This is a genomic window from Paenibacillus sp. FSL L8-0644 (assembly GCF_038008165.1).
GTDB classification, from domain to species: Bacteria; Bacillota; Bacilli; order Paenibacillales; family Paenibacillaceae; genus Paenibacillus; species Paenibacillus polymyxa_D.
Window position 1 is genome coordinate 4,527,312 of sequence record NZ_JBBOYN010000001.1, and the last position, 16,466, is coordinate 4,543,777.

14 protein-coding genes are annotated in these 16,466 nt (G+C 42.2%); 6 read left to right on the plus strand and 8 right to left on the minus strand.

Annotation, left to right across the window (positions count from 1 at the left end):
• Positions 1–28 precede the first annotated feature (28 nt).
• Genes NSS94_RS20705 through NSS94_RS20715 form a run of 3 tightly spaced genes read left to right on the plus strand, consistent with a single transcriptional unit; the run spans position 29 to position 2,493 of the window.
• Positions 29–274: a FeoA family protein gene (locus NSS94_RS20705; protein WP_290403215.1), complete on the plus strand. Its 246-nt coding sequence runs from the start codon at positions 29–31 to the stop codon at positions 272–274.
• The gene (gene feoB / locus NSS94_RS20710) at positions 265–2,274 is read left to right on the plus strand and encodes a ferrous iron transport protein B (protein WP_341040013.1); all 2,010 of its coding nucleotides are present in this window, start codon (positions 265–267) and stop codon (positions 2,272–2,274) included. The genes NSS94_RS20705 and feoB overlap by 10 nt, the downstream gene beginning before the upstream one ends.
• Before the next feature lie 36 nt (positions 2,275–2,310).
• The gene (locus NSS94_RS20715) at positions 2,311–2,493 is read left to right on the plus strand and encodes a FeoB-associated Cys-rich membrane protein (RefSeq protein ID WP_341040015.1); all 183 of its coding nucleotides are present in this window, start codon (positions 2,311–2,313) and stop codon (positions 2,491–2,493) included.
• 139 nt (positions 2,494–2,632) lie between these two features.
• Here NSS94_RS20715 and NSS94_RS20720 read toward each other — a convergent pair whose 3' ends face one another.
• Genes NSS94_RS20720 through NSS94_RS20735 form a run of 4 tightly spaced genes read right to left on the minus strand, consistent with a single transcriptional unit; the run spans position 2,633 to position 7,021 of the window.
• Positions 2,633–3,349, minus strand: a complete 717-nt coding sequence (locus NSS94_RS20720) for an ABC transporter ATP-binding protein (protein WP_322174782.1) — start codon at positions 3,347–3,349, stop codon at positions 2,633–2,635.
• Between the two features lie 13 nt (positions 3,350–3,362).
• Entirely contained in the window at positions 3,363–4,583 is a 1,221-nt protein-coding gene (locus tag NSS94_RS20725; protein WP_341040016.1) for a hypothetical protein, read from the minus strand.
• Positions 4,584–4,632: 49 nt separating this feature from the next.
• Positions 4,633–6,795 (minus strand): peptidase domain-containing ABC transporter, encoded by a 2,163-nt coding sequence (locus tag NSS94_RS20730; RefSeq protein WP_341040427.1) that lies wholly within the window; start codon positions 6,793–6,795, stop codon positions 4,633–4,635.
• A complete protein-coding gene (locus NSS94_RS20735) occupies positions 6,779–7,021 on the minus strand; it encodes a response regulator transcription factor (protein ID WP_322174777.1) in 243 nt (80 codons plus the stop codon). Before NSS94_RS20735 ends, NSS94_RS20730 begins: the two co-directional genes overlap by 17 nt.
• Positions 7,022–7,244: 223 nt before the next feature.
• Between NSS94_RS20735 and NSS94_RS20740 the strand changes: the two genes are divergently transcribed.
• Both NSS94_RS20740 and NSS94_RS20745 read left to right on the plus strand, forming a co-directional pair.
• Positions 7,245–7,466, plus strand: coding sequence for a mersacidin family lantibiotic (locus NSS94_RS20740; RefSeq protein WP_322174775.1), 222 nt, complete (start codon positions 7,245–7,247; stop codon positions 7,464–7,466).
• A gap of 110 nt (positions 7,467–7,576) precedes the next feature.
• Positions 7,577–10,798 carry a type 2 lanthipeptide synthetase LanM family protein gene (locus NSS94_RS20745; protein ID WP_341040018.1) on the plus strand — a complete coding sequence of 1,074 codons (3,222 nt, stop codon included), beginning with the start codon at positions 7,577–7,579 and terminating at the stop codon, positions 10,796–10,798.
• Positions 10,799–10,927: 129 nt separating this feature from the next.
• Here the strand turns inward: NSS94_RS20745 and xylB are convergent, their stop codons facing one another.
• Both xylB and xylA read right to left on the minus strand, forming a co-directional pair.
• The gene (xylB, locus tag NSS94_RS20750) at positions 10,928–12,451 is read right to left on the minus strand and encodes a xylulokinase (RefSeq protein ID WP_341040020.1); all 1,524 of its coding nucleotides are present in this window, start codon (positions 12,449–12,451) and stop codon (positions 10,928–10,930) included.
• A gap of 57 nt (positions 12,452–12,508) precedes the next feature.
• Positions 12,509–13,825 (minus strand): xylose isomerase, encoded by a 1,317-nt coding sequence (xylA, locus tag NSS94_RS20755; protein WP_013311966.1) that lies wholly within the window; start codon positions 13,823–13,825, stop codon positions 12,509–12,511.
• A 134-nt stretch (positions 13,826–13,959) separates the two neighbouring features.
• Here xylA and NSS94_RS20760 point away from each other — a divergent pair, with 134 nt between their 5' ends.
• Positions 13,960–15,132, plus strand: a complete 1,173-nt coding sequence (locus tag NSS94_RS20760; RefSeq protein WP_165149440.1) for an ROK family transcriptional regulator — start codon at positions 13,960–13,962, stop codon at positions 15,130–15,132.
• Between the two features lie 93 nt (positions 15,133–15,225).
• On the opposite strand, the gene NSS94_RS20765 is transcribed toward NSS94_RS20760, so the two are convergent.
• Both NSS94_RS20765 and trxB read right to left on the minus strand, forming a co-directional pair.
• Entirely contained in the window at positions 15,226–15,456 is a 231-nt protein-coding gene (locus NSS94_RS20765; RefSeq protein ID WP_007432162.1) for a glutaredoxin family protein, read from the minus strand.
• A 58-nt stretch (positions 15,457–15,514) separates the two neighbouring features.
• Positions 15,515–16,456 (minus strand): thioredoxin-disulfide reductase, encoded by a 942-nt coding sequence (gene trxB, locus NSS94_RS20770; protein ID WP_013311969.1) that lies wholly within the window; start codon positions 16,454–16,456, stop codon positions 15,515–15,517.
• Between the last annotated feature and the right edge of the window lie 10 nt (positions 16,457–16,466).

Genomic DNA, 16,466 nt, shown 5'->3' on the forward strand with positions numbered 1-16,466 from the left:
TCATTCTAGATCAGAAAGGCTGAGCACCATGCCAGAATGTATCTCACTCCTTCGTACACCACTGGGTAAGACTGTGCGTTTGCAATCTCTCGCCCCTCTTCATCCCTCATTGCGCCGCCGTTTAACAGACATGGGCATTAACGAAGGTTCCATCATACGGTTAAAGAAAATCAGTTTATTGGGCGGTCCTATTGTCATTGAATGCAACGGCCAGCTGGTCGGCCTTCGCCAAAATCAGGTGAAGCAACTGGAGGTTGTTCCAACATGGACATGATCGCTCTATTCGGTAATCCCAACACAGGAAAAACCTCATTATTCAACAAGCTGACTCGTACGTACGCAGAAGTAGGAAACTGGTCCGGCGTCACCGTGGAAAAGAAAACAGGAATCCTGCGTGATAAGTCTGCCGTATTGGTGGATTTGCCGGGCGCCTACTCTTTGCTCCCTCTTTCGCTGGATGAAGGTGTTGCAACTCGATATTTGCTGGAAGAACCTCCTACGGCCCTGATCAACATTGTGGATGCTTCCCAGCTCCAGCGTAATCTCTATCTGACCGTACAACTCCTGGAGTATGGCCGTCCGCTTGTACTTGGCTTAAACATGACTGACGTAGCTGATGCCACGGGTCTTCGTGTAAACAAGGAATTGTTAGCTGATCAATTGAACGTTCCCATCATTCCTATGGTGGCGCGTACAGGCAGTGGAAGTAAGCAAATGCTCGCTTCTCTTCGGGAGGTAAGACGTACATCCAATGCTTTTCAACTGGACTACGGCCCTGCCATTGAAGCTGCTATTACCGATATTTGCAATTTGCTGCCGAATGCATCTGTACCGCAGCTTCGGTGGGCCGCACTGCAATGTCTGGAAGGCAATCCTGTCGTCATGGAATGGATGACGAATGAGGTACAGCGTGAACAAGTAACTGCACGCATCCACCGTTGCGAGGAAGAACTTCTCGCTGAAGGCCATGCCATCACCCCTGCTCAGCATATTCGTTCTGTACGAACAGCATGGATTGCTGATCTGTGCACCAAGGCACTCGACACCTCCAAACTCAGACCGCACAGCCTGACGGATAGGCTGGATGCACTATTAACTCACCGGTATCTGGGGATTCCGATCTTTTTGCTGCTGATGTACGCTACCTTCAAGTTCACCTTTGATTGGGCGGGTACGATCCTTTCAGATATGCTGGATGGATTTTTTTCAGGGACACTCAGCACTTGGATTTCTGAGTTACTCGTTCACTTGAACGCGTCCGCTTTTACGCAAAGTCTAGTCGTGGATGGCATCGTGGCTGGAGTCGGGGGTGTGCTTGTTTTTCTGCCTCAAATTGCTATTTTATTTCTGATAATTTCAGTGATCGAAGACTCCGGGTATATGGCACGGGTCACGATACTCATGGATCGCCTGATGCAAGCCGTAGGCTTGAACGGGAAAAGCTTCATTCCCTTCATCATCGGATTTGGCTGCAATGTCCCTGCGATTATGGCAGCACGCACTATTGAACAGCCCAGAGAACGTCTCATTACCACGTTGCTGGTGCCCTTTATGTCGTGTTCAGCCCGCCTGCCGGTATATGCGTTGTTTGCGGGCGTGTTTTTTCCAACACATGCGGCAAGCATCATCATGCTGATGTATGTGTTAGGAATCGTCGTTTCGCTTATACTTGCCAAAATTTTTTCCAAAGTATCCATTTTGTCGGGTGAACCCTCTCTCTTCATCGTGGAACTTCCTCCCTATCGAGTGCCACAGGCTCTTACGCTATTCCGCAGCACATGGGAGAAGGTCAAAGGCTTTGTCCGTAAAGCCGGAACCATTATTCTTGCAGGCTCCGTTGGCATCTGGCTCTTGTCCAATTTCGGTCCACAGGGCTTCGGGGCAGAAATGGATGACAGCCTGCTCGCCTCCGTTGGAGGATGGTTTGCGCCCATACTGGCCCCTCTTGGTTTCGGTACCTGGCAAGCAGGTGCTTCCCTGCTCACGGGCTTTATGGCCAAGGAGGTTATCGTATCAACGATGAATATCATTTACCACGTTCCTGATATGCAGGGACTTGAACTACAAGTCAGACAGGCCTTTACACCGCTTGCCTCTTTTAGCTTTATGGTGTTCATTCTGTTGTATGTTCCGTGTCTAGCAACGGTAGCGGTCATTCGTAAAGAAACCCTTTCGTGGCGTTGGACCGCATTTTCTGTGATCTATCCTTTGACCGTCGCATATATCATCGCCGTCTTGATCTATCAATGTGGCAGATTATTAGGTTGGAGTTAAGTCTGACCTTACAGTAAATAAAAGGAAGTGGATTCCATGATCAATATCATCATTTTATTGGCGATCCTCGGTTATAGTGCGTGGGTGCTGGTACGATTTTTGCGAAAAAGCCGCCAAGGCGCCTGTGCGGGGTGCTCGTCGAGCAAGTCATGTCCGGGTTGTGCCACAAGTGCCGTGAGTGAAGATACCAGAAAAACTACAGCTGCTCACAAAGGTTAACCATAGCATCACACAATGGATGGATAGTAAGAAAAAAACTTGGTGACTGCTCTCCAAATACATTAAAGGAGAACAGTCACCAAGTTTTTTATGTGTCACTCTATTCCTTGACAACCTTCTAATCAGGAGTATTAATAAGCTAATCATGTTGATGTGTTATATATAGAGTTTCGAGGTCAATTGTAGGTTTTCCTGCATATGTTATTCGCCCGTTTCGAAGAATAGCAACCTGATCTGCTAATTTCTCAGCCAACCCCATAATGTGAGTGGATAGTAAAATTACTCTGCTTTCTGTGAGATACTCCCGCAATGTACTTCTAACGATCATCACTTGATCAGGGTCCAGTCCGTTAGTCGGTTCATCTAATATAAGAATTGTAGGTTCATGTAAGAGCGTTGAGGCTAATGCAACTCTCTTTTTAGTTCCTTGAGATAACTCTTCCATTTTTATATTTTGATAATCTTCTAGTTTGAATCTCTCCAGCCATTTAGCGATGCGTATTTCGAGCTGGTCCTTCGGTACCTGTCGTAATCCCCCAATAAGTCGCATCATTTCTGATACAGAAAGTTCGGGATAATAAAAAGGGAATTCTTGTAGATAGCCTATCATTGATTTATAGTTTTGATTTTCAAAATCGATAATGGTTTGATTGAATCGAATTGTACCTTTTTGTACCTGATGAAGGCCAGCAATTAAACTTAATAAAGTTGATTTACCCGCTCCATTGGGACCCAGTAACACAGTAATTTGGTGGTCTGGAATATTCCAATTTATTTCATGTAGAATTTCTTTAGAGCCATAACCGAAAGAAACTTGATCCATTTGTAAAAATGATGATTTATTTTCTTGGGTCATCGTTGACTCACTCCTAAGATACTTTTCTATAAAAAAAGATGAATCTAATATAGATCACAATAGATATAGCTGCAAATAATACTTTATGAAATTGATGAAGGTACAATAGTAATAGTATGCTCATGGCAATGAGCCAGCTCCCGAAAAATTTGATTCGGTAATTTCCTAAATAATCAATGGATAAAAATTTGTAACCCAAAGGCATACCAAAACTAATTAAAGTGATTGGAAGGAATATATTCCATATACTTTGGAATAATAAACTCATCGGACTAATATGTAAATAAATTCCCCAAAACCACTGATGCATAGAAATAATTCCTATGGTTACAATACATAGAATCAACCATTTAGTGCGCAGCATCTTCTTCCAAGCAAATAATGTTGCTTTATATATTAGTATTCCTTTTCCCTCTATAACAAGACTCTTGACAGCCCAGATATCAACAGCAAACCATGATAATACCGCGCTACTGATTGGAAGAATAAACGGACTTTCTCTAATAATATAAGAGTTTAAAACTTCAATTCCTAAGGCTAAAATAAAAAAGGAAAATAGGTTAACTCGCCTAATAATAAATAACAATTCCTTTTTTAGGAGTGGACATTGAGATAGCCATCCACGCCGGCTCAAATTTTTTTTTGGACCATGATACTGTAAAAAAACAGACCAAGAACGTTGTGCAAAATAGAGAGCTATATACCCCATGCTTATACATAACAAGATCCAAGTCAAAATACGTACTGACAGAGACATTGGCAATATGAAATAAACTACGTTCAGTGATAGAAAAAAAAAGCTTATTGCATAGCCATAGAACTTTCTAAATAGCGTTATATATCCAACTATTTCGGCGAAAAGTACACCTAAGATCAATCCTGAAACCATATTAAAAATGTAATTGTGAGGAACCTCCCATAAGATCTGACCAACTACGATCCACAAAAGTAATATTAGAAAAGGGACTTTTTTTATCATAGTATATTGGGTTAAAAACAAACTTTCCTTTCCTATAGACCACAAAAAACGTATTTCCTCTATTTTCGAAGTGGATATACTTATACCCATATGAATCAAAAAACCAATGATTCCATATAGGATAGCCCACATCATTGCTTTAAAACCCCAGCTGTTTAATCTCAAGGTAGCATTAGCTAATCCATTGGGAATTAAAATTAATAAAAAAATGAATAAAGCGGCATCCATTTTAGTTAGTTTTCTGAGTTGTTTCAAATACAATATTTCACATAACTTTATACTTGTCATTTTCCTCGTCTCCAAGTCACAAAACTGGTTCAAACTGAACATTAGTTTTCTGAGAATTATATAAATTGAAATATTGACCTTTTAAATCAATTAATTCCTGATGATTACCTTGTTCTATTATTTCCCCTTGATCAAGCACAATTATTCTATCAGCTCGTTGGATTGTACTAAGACGATGAGCAATCATAATTTGTGTACAATGTCTTTCTTGTAAGAAATCTGTTATCAATTGCTCAGAAACACTATCAAGTGAACTTGTTGCCTCATCTAAAAGAAGAATTTGAGGTTCTGCCAAAAAAGCACGCGCCAATAAAATACGTTGCCGTTGTCCCCCTGAAAAGTTTAATCCATTCTCGGAAACAACAGTTTGATAGCCTAAAGGGAGACTCATAATAAAACGATGAATATCGGCTTGCTTTGCTGCCTGAACTACCATATCTATCGTACATTCTCCATTATCCATGGCGATGTTATCCAATATAGAAACATTGAATAATTTTGTTTCTTGTAAAATGACACCTATTTTTTGACGAAGCTCGCTCAGATGCCACTGATTCAGCGGTATATTATCGATGCTGACTTCTCCCAATGAAGCCTTATAGAGTCCTAATATTAACTTCGCCAAAGTGCTCTTACCTGAACCTGAAGCACCAACAATTGCAACCTTTTCACCCGGCAGTATTTCAAGATTAATATCTTTTAAAACGTATTTTCCAAATCGATAATAATTAAAGGAAACATCCTTAAACTTAATATATCCTCTAAAAGTATGGTTCGGTTTTTGGGTACCTGAAGGCTCCTCTACACTCTCAATAACATCTTGAATTCGTTGAATATATGAGCCCACAGTGACGAGTTCACTAAGAGTCGATCCTAAGGAAGCAATCGGTACCATAAAAGCAGTTGACAACGTTTGTAAGCCAAGGAGACCTCCCAAAGTTATCCATCCTTCAAGCACATAATGAAATCCAATCCATAGAATCAGGAGGGGAAAAACAAACTGGATGCTAACTGTCATAGAATCAAGTGATACATTCCAAATGACACGTTTTTCCGTAGTGGTAAGCTGTTTTTTAAAAAGCTCTTCCCACTTATTAAATACTCTATTCTCGAACCCTAAAACTTTTACATCTGTAATTCCATGTATATGTTCTGATAAAAAACCATGCATCTCAGCCTGGCTTGAGATCTCCTTTCTAGATAAACGGTGAGTAATAAAAGAACTTAAAACTATAATAAGTAACATTATAAAGCCTACAATTGTAACTATTAATCCAATTTGCCATAGTTGATTAATCATTAGGGTTCCATAAGTTATAAGTAAAAGCCCATCAATAAGAATAGTTATAACTCGATTAGATAATACCCTTCTAATTGTTACATTGGAGTTAGCTCTAAATACCAATTCTCCACCTTTTCGATTTTCAAAGAAATCAAAAGGAAGTTTAAAAAGCTTGTCGATAAATTGTGTCATCATAGATGTATCCATTTGGGATTGCAACTTGGCAATCAAGTAACCTCTTAAAAATTGGAATAACTGTGAGAACACAAATATAGTAAAAATCGCTCCCCCCAACGTGATCAGGAAAGAATAATTTTTGGATTCTAATAAGTTGTCAACAGTAAATTGGGTGACTTTAGGTATTGAAATACCTAACCCTTGAAGAAGTATTGAGACCAAAAATACAGAAATAAGAAGTTTTCTGCTCTTAAAAGCTAATTTGATATAGAACGTCCATTTTGGTATCTTTCTTTTATTACGAAAATCCTTTACTGGGATTAATGAAAGTGCAAAACCCGAATACTTCTCTGTGAATTCTTGAAGGGAAAGAATTAGTCTTCCAAAAGCTGGATCAAGGATTATTGCTTTTTTCTTTTTTATTTTCTCAAGAACCACAAAATGCTGATTATCCCATAACAAAATTAAAGGAGCGGTTAACTCATTTAACTGAGATGCCTTTGCCCGATATCCTCGTGATGTTAAATGATATGTACTCCCTATTTCTTGAAGTTGTTGCATAGACATACCTGCGCGCACTGCACCAACCTGATTTCTTAATTCTGTTAAAGAAATATTATGTCCAAAAAAACCCAAAATCATAGCCAAGCAAGCTAATCCACATTCACTATGTTCCATCTGTTCAATAAAAGGTACTTTCTTATTAAACTTCAGAGGAATGCACCTCCATACCTTCCGTCAAAAAAACTAAACCATAATGATAAGCAAATATGCCAATCTCAACTCTTGTTTTTATATTCCATTTCTCCTTAATTGAAGCCACAATTTCTGCAGTACGTCTCATACTAATAGATAAATCCTGGGAGATTTCGCTGTCTTTGTATCCTTGAGCTATACAAATTGCAACTTTTTGTTCTTTTGGAGATAAATTTTGATATTCTCTCAATTTTTACTCCCCCTAAGTCTTTTGCAAATATTTTTTCATAATTAAGGAAAAATTTCAATATTTACTTAATAAATATATTTGTAAAACTTGAAAAAATAGATTGAAATAAACTTTTTTAGATATTTACATGATGATGCATTTTTATGAAGTGCAAATCAAAAAAAAATATGTTTATCATTAAGTTTGTCTTATATCACTACATTCCTGAGAGGAGTAAAGAATAATGACAAAACAAGAAATGATCCAAGCATGGAAAAATCCAAAGCTTCGTGTAGCTGGAGAAGGTATTGAACATCCAGCAGGTGACGCTCTGGTCGAGTTGAGCGCTGATGAGCTTGCTCGTGTACATGGCGGTTTAGGAGTGCAACCAGATTCTACTCCAACTGTAACTATTGTTCCTGTTACTATTACAGTACTAGTTTGCTTTCCAGGGCATGCTGGATAAAATAAGTGGATGCCACTTAGGAATACACCTTAATTGGCGTATTCCTAAGTTATTTTATTTCTTAAAAAAATTGAGTTTTTTAACTTCACATAAACGAGGACGGGGTAATTATGAAAGAGCAGATCATGCGTGCTCTCTTTTTACATGAACGTAAGAACCTTGTTGATCAAGCCTTTCAAGGTTTTAATCATAAAAATTGGAAACAAGATAAAGAGAAGACAACAAAACTAATAGACGAATGGTTTAAGTTTGCTCTAATTAGTACAGAATCCAAAAAGGAAGCTCGGTTTAAAGCTTCAAGTATGAATAAAGAGATATTCGGAGCCTTGATTCAATCTACCGAAAATCTTAAATGGGATGAAAACTATTTAACTATTATTAAAGAGTATCAAGCAGATTGGTTTCAAGTTTTGGAAGAGGCTCTAAAAATGAATGAAAATCAGCCAGTTTTACAAAATGAGTTTCGAACAATGGATGTTCTTATTCGTCCATTTATAATTTGGGCAAGAAATCAATTAAAACAGCACTTATCAAATATAGATAACGCTCAGGATTTTATTCTACATGAGAATACGATAAATTCGGTCTTGCATACATTGTCTTTTCAATTAACCCAAATCGCAGGTCGGTCATTTGTTTTAGAGCTAAATATAGCTAAAACTTTGGAAGAATTAGAAGGGCAAACACCGGAGGAACGATTTATCTCCTTCATTGAGAAAAAATTTGTAGGACATAAACAACTTGTATCATTTTTTTCTGAGTATGCAGTTATTGCCCGCACTTTGGCTGAAAGAACTATGCTTTTTGTAAATGTAATAAAAGAGACGTTAGACCGTTATCTCTTAAACAGATCTATGATTATCGATATATTTTCTTTACATTCATCAGAACTCATACGTATCGATGCTGGTTTCGGTGATTCTCATCAGCAAGGTCGTACAGTAATGCGGTTATATCTTGCAAACGGGCAATCGTTTATGTATAAACCAAAGCCATTAGATACCTCACTCCATTTTCAGGAGTTACTGCAATGGTTTAATGATAGAGGTTTCTCTCCTCTCTTCCAAAAAAATTCTGTTATTGCACTAGATGGTTATGGTTATGAAAAATTTATCGAAGCAAAGCCTTGCCAAACTGAAGAAGAAATTCAGAGTTTTTATACACGTTTAGGAGCGCTTTTAGCCATTATATATTTACTGGATGGGACCGATTTTCATTATGAAAATTTAATTGCTTTCGGGGAGCATCCTATGCTGATTGATTTGGAAACCCTTTTTCACAACCAGGTATATCATAATGTCCCCGATTCCGCAGATATAGAAGCTCAGTTTAGGATTCGTAATTCTCCATTAGGCACTTCACTCCTTCCTATCTTGTTTCATCAAGATGATAAAGGATTTGGAATTGAATTAAGCGGTGTAAATGGAGAAAAGCAAATGACACCTTACCCAGTTTTGAGTTTAGTAGATGTTAATACTGATAATATGAGATACATTAGGAAGTCCCAAGTCACTTCAACGGGTAACAATCGCCCTTCGTTGGAGGGAGAATTTAAAAATGCAGGGGACTACACCACTGAAATTGTAAATGGTTTTCAATCATTGTGTTCCATGCTTCTCCAATACAAAATGGATTTGTTAGCTCCAACAAGTCCTCTCTTTACTTTTAAGGATGCGCCAGTGCGTATTGTATTGCGTTCAACACAATTTTATACAAATTTTCTTCTCGAATCTCGTCACCCTGATTATGGTCGCGATGCTCTTAATCAAGAGAATTTACTTGATAGGGTTTGGTTTTCTTGGTTGGATGATCGGATTATTTCTTCAGAACTACAAGATTTACGAACAGGAGATATTCCGTATTTCACTAGTACTCCTAGTTCCCTTGACCTTTGGGATAGCTGTGGTAAATGTATAAAAAATGTGTTTACCCGAACAAGCATGTCAATAGTAGAAGATCGATTGAAATCCTTAACTACTGATAGTATTTCTTTATACAGCGATTGGATCTCTTCTTCGATAGCAGGCTCATCATTAGGAAAACATGTACATAAAGTGCATGGTCCCTCTCAAAATGAAAAAGTAATGATAAGCGATTATAGTCCAAAACCATTACACTCTGAAAAATTTCTTGAGACAGCAAGAATCCTTGGCGATGAGTTAATTGAAAAATCAGTTTTTAGTCCAAGTAAAAAGTATGTAACTTGGATTGGAATGAACCTAAATTATCGTGGACAACTTTATTTATCTGCCTTAAGCCCTGGGTTATATGATGGTACAGCAGGCATTGCATTATTTCTAGCCTATCTCGGAAAAATCTCAGAAGAAGAGAAATATACCAACGTAGCTCTAGCTGCATTTGAAACAGCACTAAGTAAAATACCTGTACACCTGAAGTTCCCATCTGCCTTTTATGGCCAAGCTTCTCTCCTATATACTCTCTCTCATTTTGAGAGTTTATTAGGTTTTAACGATGCTTGGAGCAAGCGGAAATCGGACATTATAAGTAATTTGGAAGATAGCATAGAAGAGGATGCTTTCTTCGATCTCTTTGGAGGATCGGCAGGTGTTATTCACGTTCTTTTAAATGAATATAACCTTACAAAATCGGCTAAGACTCTAAAAGTAGCAATTCAATACGGAGAGCACTTGTTAAATCATGGAGAAAAAAATAATGAGATAATTTCATGGACATCTAGTGTATCTCCAACCCCCTACGTAGGCTTTGGCCACGGTAGCATTGGTATTGCTTCAGCCTTGTTTCGTCTTGCAGCAGTTACTAAAAATGATTGCTACTATGCTACTGCCGAGAAAGCATTGGCTCACTTAGCAGAATCCTATTCTCCAGACTATTTTAACTGGATTGATCATGGTATTAAGGAGAATCATGATCTTGCTAATTGGTGTCATGGGGCTAGTGGAATTGGCATAGGACTAACCTTATGTTTACCTTATTTAAAAGCTCGCCAAAAATCTCATTTCATTCGTAATATCGAGATAGCAGTTAATACAACATTAAAATATGGATTCAATAAGAGCCACTGTATTTGTCATGGAAGCCTTGGAAATATTGAATTATTAATTTTAGCCGGACAAGCTCTTAACCGCCCGGAGTGGGTTACGGAAGCAAAGGAACAGGGGAACAAGGCGTTAAATTATTATTTCGAGCATGGTAAATTTAAGACTGGTCTGCCCACTGCGTTAGATTCCCAAGGGCTGTGGCTAGGTTTGTCTGGAATAGGGTATCAATTCATGCGTCTCTATTCCTTAACTTCCCTACCAAGTATCCTCTCACTACAAGAACCACATAATACGGCGCCTGTTTGTATTTAATACTCTAAAAGCACCGATAAAGATGTTCTCTTCGAAAAACCTTTATTGTGGCAATTGATAACAGAGAAGCGGCCCCGGGGGTTTCTTACACCCGAAGCCGCTTCTTATTTACGCTCAAGCTCACCGTATTCAGCGATATACTGCCAAATGCTCACTTAGCTCTTTCGTGTGCAGGTAAACTTCACGGTACAGCTCGTATAAGCCTTCATACCGTGCTACACGTTCCGGGTTCGGCGAATATCTCGCTGCTTCACGCAGAAAAGCTTCAGCACACGCTTGCAGAGATTCAAACCAGCCACTACCATAAGCAGCCAACATGGCCGCCCCCAAGGCAGGTCCCTGCTCGCTTTCCAGCTTGATGATATCCGTGTTAAAAATATCTGCCTGCATTTGCAGCCATGCCTCATTACGCGCACCGCCGCCGATGGAAATTACTTCATTCACTGTTTTGCCCGTTCCTCTGAGAATATCGATGGATTCCTTGAGCGAAAACGTTATTCCTTCCAGCACCGACCGTGTAAAATGCACAAGCTTATGCCCCGCATCCATCCCGATAAAGCTGCCTCGAATGGTTGCATCTGGATGAGGTGTACGTTCGCCGACGATATAAGGCGTGAACAGCAGCCCTTGGCTGCCCGGCTCAACAGAGTTCACATCTGACAACAGTGCATCAAAAGAATGCTCTGGTGCAAAGGTATCCTTAAACCAGGTCAAGCTGTATCCGGCCGCGAGCGTAACCCCCATAATATAATAAGCATCCTGCTCACTATGATTAAAAAAATGCGCCCGTCCTTGCACATCAATATCCTTGCGTTCCTCATAGGAAAGTACAACCCCTGAGGTGCCGATGCTGCACAGGGTGCGGCCTTCGCTCAAAATGCCGGCGCCAATCGCGCCACATGCGTTGTCCGCACCACCTGCAAAGACCTTCGTTTCAGGTGAAAGCCCGCTCTGCTCCGCAATCTCCGGCAATAGCGTACCCGTCTGGTCAAAGGATTCCACCAGTGGCGGGAACAGCGATAACGGTAGATCAAACGCAGCAGCGATCTCTTCGCTCCACTGCTTGTTGGCAATATCCAGCAGCAGCGTGCCCGCCGCATCCGAATACTCTGTCGCCAGCTCTCCTGTCAGACAGTAGCGCACATAATCCTTGGGCAGCATAAAATGTGCCGCACGGGCCAGCACGTCTGGCTCATGCTCCTGCACCCACAGCAGCTTGGGCAGCGTGAAGCCTTCCAACGCGCGATTACGTGCGATATTCAGCAACTCCGATCCGAGCTTTTCTTCAATACGACGGCATTGTGCTGTTGTACGCGTGTCATTCCACAGAATAGCCGGACGAAGCACTTGGCCTTCCTTGTCAGTCAGCACAAGCCCGTGCATCTGTCCCGAAAAGCTAATACCGTCTACGGCATCTGTGCCGCCGATTCCAGCCTTCTCCACAAGCTGTTTCAGTGATGCTAACGTGCCACTGACCCAGTCCTCAGGATGCTGCTCGCTATAGCCTGCCTTTGGCTGATGAAGCGGATAAGACTGAGAGGTTTCATAAGCCACCTGCCCCTTGCGGTTAACCAATACCGTTTTGACCGCGCTGGTACCCAGATCTACGCCGATGACATAGCGCTCCTGCTCCTGATTTAGCTTCTCCTGCATTGGAGTTCCTCCTTCCCTCATATCGTGCAGCCCTTATTTCATATATAAGTTCTGGTATTAGTCAGCCAAAATGTATTGATTCAATGTTGCTTTCAGATATTCCTGACGACCGGATACGTTTTTACGTGGTGTTTCGTTCGCCAAAGCATATTCAGCCAGAGAAGCAAGCGTTGCTTTTCCGGATACGATGTCTGCTCCAATACCTTCTTTAAAGCTGCTGTAGCGCTTCTCAATAAAGTCTTCAAACACACGATCCTCGATCAGTTTAGCGGCTACCTTCAGTCCCTTCGCATACGTATCCATACCTGCGATGTGCGCAAGGAACAAGTCTTCCGGCTCAAATGATGCTCTGCGCACCTTGGCATCAAAGTTGATACCGCCACGGCCCAAGCCTTCATTTTGCAGCACTTCATACATGGTTAGTGTGGCATCATACAGATCAACCGGGAATTCATCCGTATCCCAGCCCAGCAGCAAATCTCCCTGGTTGGCATCCAGTGATCCCAGCATGCCGTTAATCCGTGCTACACGTACTTCATGATCAAAAGTATGACCCGCCAAGGTGGCATGATTAGCTTCCAGATTAAGCTTGAAATGCTGATCCAGATCGTATTTTTGCAGGAAGGCAATCGTCGTCGCGGCATCAAAATCATACTGATGCTTAGTTGGCTCTTTCGGTTTTGGCTCAATCAGGAACTGAGCGTCAAAGCCAATTTCACGCGCATAGTCTACGGCCATATGGAACATACGTCCCAAATTGTCCTGCTCCAGCTTCAAATCCGTGTTCAGCAGTGTTTCGTAGCCTTCACGGCCTCCCCAGAAAACATAGTTATCTGCGCCCAGACGTTTGCCCACTTCCAGTCCTTTTTTAATCTGAGCAGCTGCGTGGGCGTATACATCTGCATTGCAAGTCGAGGCAGCTCCATGCAAATACCGTGGATGGCTAAACATGTTCGCCGTGTTCCACAGCAGTTTTTTCCCCGTTGCTTTCATATGTTCCTCAATCAGGTCCACGATGGTATCCAGATTGCTGTAAAATTCCTTCAATGACGCACCCTCTGGTGCAATATCCACATCGTGGAAAGCAAAATAAGGTAAATTTAGCTTATCCAGTAGCTCAAAGGCAGCTTCCACACGTGCCTTCGCCAAATCCAGCCCGGTAAACTTAGACCATGGACGTTCCGCTGTTTCTACACCAAAAGGATCGGAGCCGCCTGCAACCAGTGTATGCCAATAGGCCATGCTAAAACGCAAATGCTCTTCCATCGTTTTTCCCGCTACAATTTCCTGTGGATTATAAAATTTGAACGCAAAAGGATTGTCGGATTGCTTGCCCTCAAAGTTAATTTTAGATACCTGTTCGAAATAAGCCATGATAAGTTCCTCCTTTATAGTAAACGTTTACAAAAACGATTCTAGCACAGCCAAAAGACTTTGTCTATTGCTTAAACTAAGTTTGTTTTTATGATATAATATCAGGAATTACACCAACAGGAAGTGAATGAACCATGAATGTCACTGGCGATCAGGCGCTTGTCAAAAAGCTGAATAAATCCATTGTGCTGGAGCGTATTCGCCTTCATGCTCCGCTATCCCGGGCACAGTTATCCAGTCAAACTGGATTAAACAAGGCAACCGTTTCCAATCTGGTGGCAGAGCTCATTACCGATGGATTGGTGTATGAGACAGGATTAGGAGAATCCAGCGGTGGGCGTAAGCCTTTAATGCTGCTGTTCAATAGCCGTGCAGGCTTTGTACTCGGTATTGAGGTCAGCGTACAGTACATCAAGGGCGCTCTGACCGATCTGGCAGGTACCATTGAAACGGAGCTTACCTTTTCTCTAACCCAGCATGATCCCGCCTTTGTTATGGAACAGATTCGAAAGCTCGTTCAGGAGCTTATGCAGGTCACTCCTCCCTCCCCTCATGGTATTGTCGGCATTGGACTGGGGGTACCGGGTATGGTGGATGAGACCGGAACCGTGCTGTTCGCACCCAATCTGGGCTGGGAAGGGGTTCCGCTGCGGCAGCAGCTTGAGGCTGAGCTAGGTCTGCCCGTCGTAGTAGATAACGAAGCCAACGTCGGCGCGCAGGGCGAGTTGTACTATGGTATGGACGGCGATCACCGACAGCTGGTGCGGGATCTGGTCTACATCAGTGCAGGGTCTGGAATCGGGGCCGGGATTATCATTGACGGCAAACCGTATCAAGGAGCTTGGGGGTACGCCGGAGAGACGGGTCATATGACCATTGATTGGAACGGACGGCTCTGCTCCTGTGGTAGTCGCGGCTGCTGGGAGCTGTATGCTTCAGAGAAGGCGTATGCATCATCCACATTGAAACTGCCTGCACATAATACAGCGGAATTACTGCCGTTTGCTCAGCAAGGTGAAGCGAGTACATTAAGCGTCCTTGAAGATATTGGACGATATTTGGGTGTGGGTATTACCAGCATTGTGAACAGCCTTAACCCCGGGATGCTTATCATTGGCGGTCCACTGGCGGAAGCCAGACCTTGGTTGGAGCAAAGTATGCGTGAAGTGATTGACGAACGTGCCTTGCCCTATCACCGTCGGCAACTACAGATTCGTTTCTCCACGCTTGGCAGCCGTTCGACGATGCTAGGCGCCGCCTATGCAGCAACCGCTCCTTTTCTCGGGCGTGTACGCGTGTCCTTATAAGTAAAAAGGCCCCCATTGCAGTATGTAGCTGCGATAGGAGCCTTTTCTTAACCATATAACGATCATAGGACCGTCGTCTGCTGTTAGATTGGATTAAGCGTTCAACACTTTTTCAAACTTGGTTTTGTTCATACCGGAAATACGTTCTTCCCCGATCAAAGTCAATGGAACGGCACGAATGCCCATATCCCAAACCTCTTGAGCAAAAGCTTCATTCGTTTCAATGTTGCGTTCTTCGTACTCCACGCCTTTTTCACTCAAGTAGCTTTTTACTTGACGGCAATGCGGGCAGTTTGTAGATGTGTATACGATTGCTTTTTCCATGAATATCACCTCATCATTTATTTTGTTACATCATATTTATTCAAACTTGCGTGGATCATTACAGGGCCAGTGCGCTGTGCTCCAGGCTTTCGATGTATTTCTCGCTGTCCATAGCAGCCATGCAGCCACTACCTGCTGCGGTAATTGCTTGTCTGTAGCGTGTATCCTGTACGTCGCCACAAGCGAATACGCCAGGCACGTTTGTTTCGGAAGTACCCGGATTTACGACGATATAACCGTTCGCATCCGTTGTAATTTGTCCTTCGAGGAAGCCCGTATTCGGATGATGACCAATCGCCACGAATACGCCGCTAACCGTAATAACTTCCTCTTCACCTGTTGCATTATTCAGCACTTTCAAGCCAGTGACTCCGTTCTCGTCCGCAATCACTTCTACAGGAGTACGATTAAGCGCCCATTCAATTTTGTTGTTCGCACGAGCACGATCCTGCATAATTTTGGAGGCGCGCATTTCTTCACGACGATGCACCAACGTTACTTTAGAGGCAAAACGAGTCAGGAAATTGGCTTCTTCCAGTGCAGAGTCTCCGCCGCCGATGACAACAATTTCTTTGCCACGGAAAAAGAAGCCGTCGCATGTTGCGCAAGTGCTTACGCCACGTCCGATATTATCCTGTTCACCGGGAATACCCAGGTACTTGGCAGTCGCTCCTGTGGAAATAATCAGCGTATCAGTAACCAGTTCACCCAAACCCTCTACATCCAAAGTAAATGGACGAGCAGTTGTGTCTACTTTGTTTACCCAGCCTGTGCGGAATTCAGCGCCAAAACGCTCCGCTTGCTTACGCATATTATCCATCAAATCGGGTCCCATGATTCCTTCCGGAAAACCTGGGAAATTTTCAACTTCCGTAGTCGTAGTTAATTGTCCGCCTGGCTGTGGTCCTTCGATCACCAGTGGGCTCATGTTAGCGCGTGCCAGATAAATTGCAGCGGTCAAACCGGCAGGGCCGGTACCTATAATAATGGACTTGTACATATCTTGGTTC

What these genes read in the sequence shown, in the direction of transcription:
- NSS94_RS20705 (WP_290403215.1), top strand. Translation starts at nt 29, where the DNA reads ATGCCAGAATGTATCTCACTCCTTCGTACACCACTGGGTAAGACTGTG.
- feoB (WP_341040013.1), top strand. Translation starts at nt 265, where the DNA reads ATGGACATGATCGCTCTATTCGGTAATCCCAACACAGGAAAAACCTCA.
- NSS94_RS20715 (WP_341040015.1), top strand. Translation starts at nt 2,311, where the DNA reads ATGATCAATATCATCATTTTATTGGCGATCCTCGGTTATAGTGCGTGG.
- NSS94_RS20720 (WP_322174782.1), bottom strand. Translation starts at nt 3,349, where the DNA reads ATGACCCAAGAAAATAAATCATCATTTTTACAAATGGATCAAGTTTCT.
- NSS94_RS20740 (WP_322174775.1), top strand. Translation starts at nt 7,245, where the DNA reads ATGACAAAACAAGAAATGATCCAAGCATGGAAAAATCCAAAGCTTCGT.
- NSS94_RS20745 (WP_341040018.1), top strand. Translation starts at nt 7,577, where the DNA reads ATGAAAGAGCAGATCATGCGTGCTCTCTTTTTACATGAACGTAAGAAC.
- xylB (WP_341040020.1), bottom strand. Translation starts at nt 12,451, where the DNA reads ATGCAGGAGAAGCTAAATCAGGAGCAGGAGCGCTATGTCATCGGCGTA.
- xylA (WP_013311966.1), bottom strand. Translation starts at nt 13,825, where the DNA reads ATGGCTTATTTCGAACAGGTATCTAAAATTAACTTTGAGGGCAAGCAA.
- NSS94_RS20760 (WP_165149440.1), top strand. Translation starts at nt 13,960, where the DNA reads ATGAATGTCACTGGCGATCAGGCGCTTGTCAAAAAGCTGAATAAATCC.
- NSS94_RS20765 (WP_007432162.1), bottom strand. Translation starts at nt 15,456, where the DNA reads ATGGAAAAAGCAATCGTATACACATCTACAAACTGCCCGCATTGCCGT.
- trxB (WP_013311969.1), bottom strand. Translation starts at nt 16,456, where the DNA reads ATGTACAAGTCCATTATTATAGGTACCGGCCCTGCCGGTTTGACCGCT.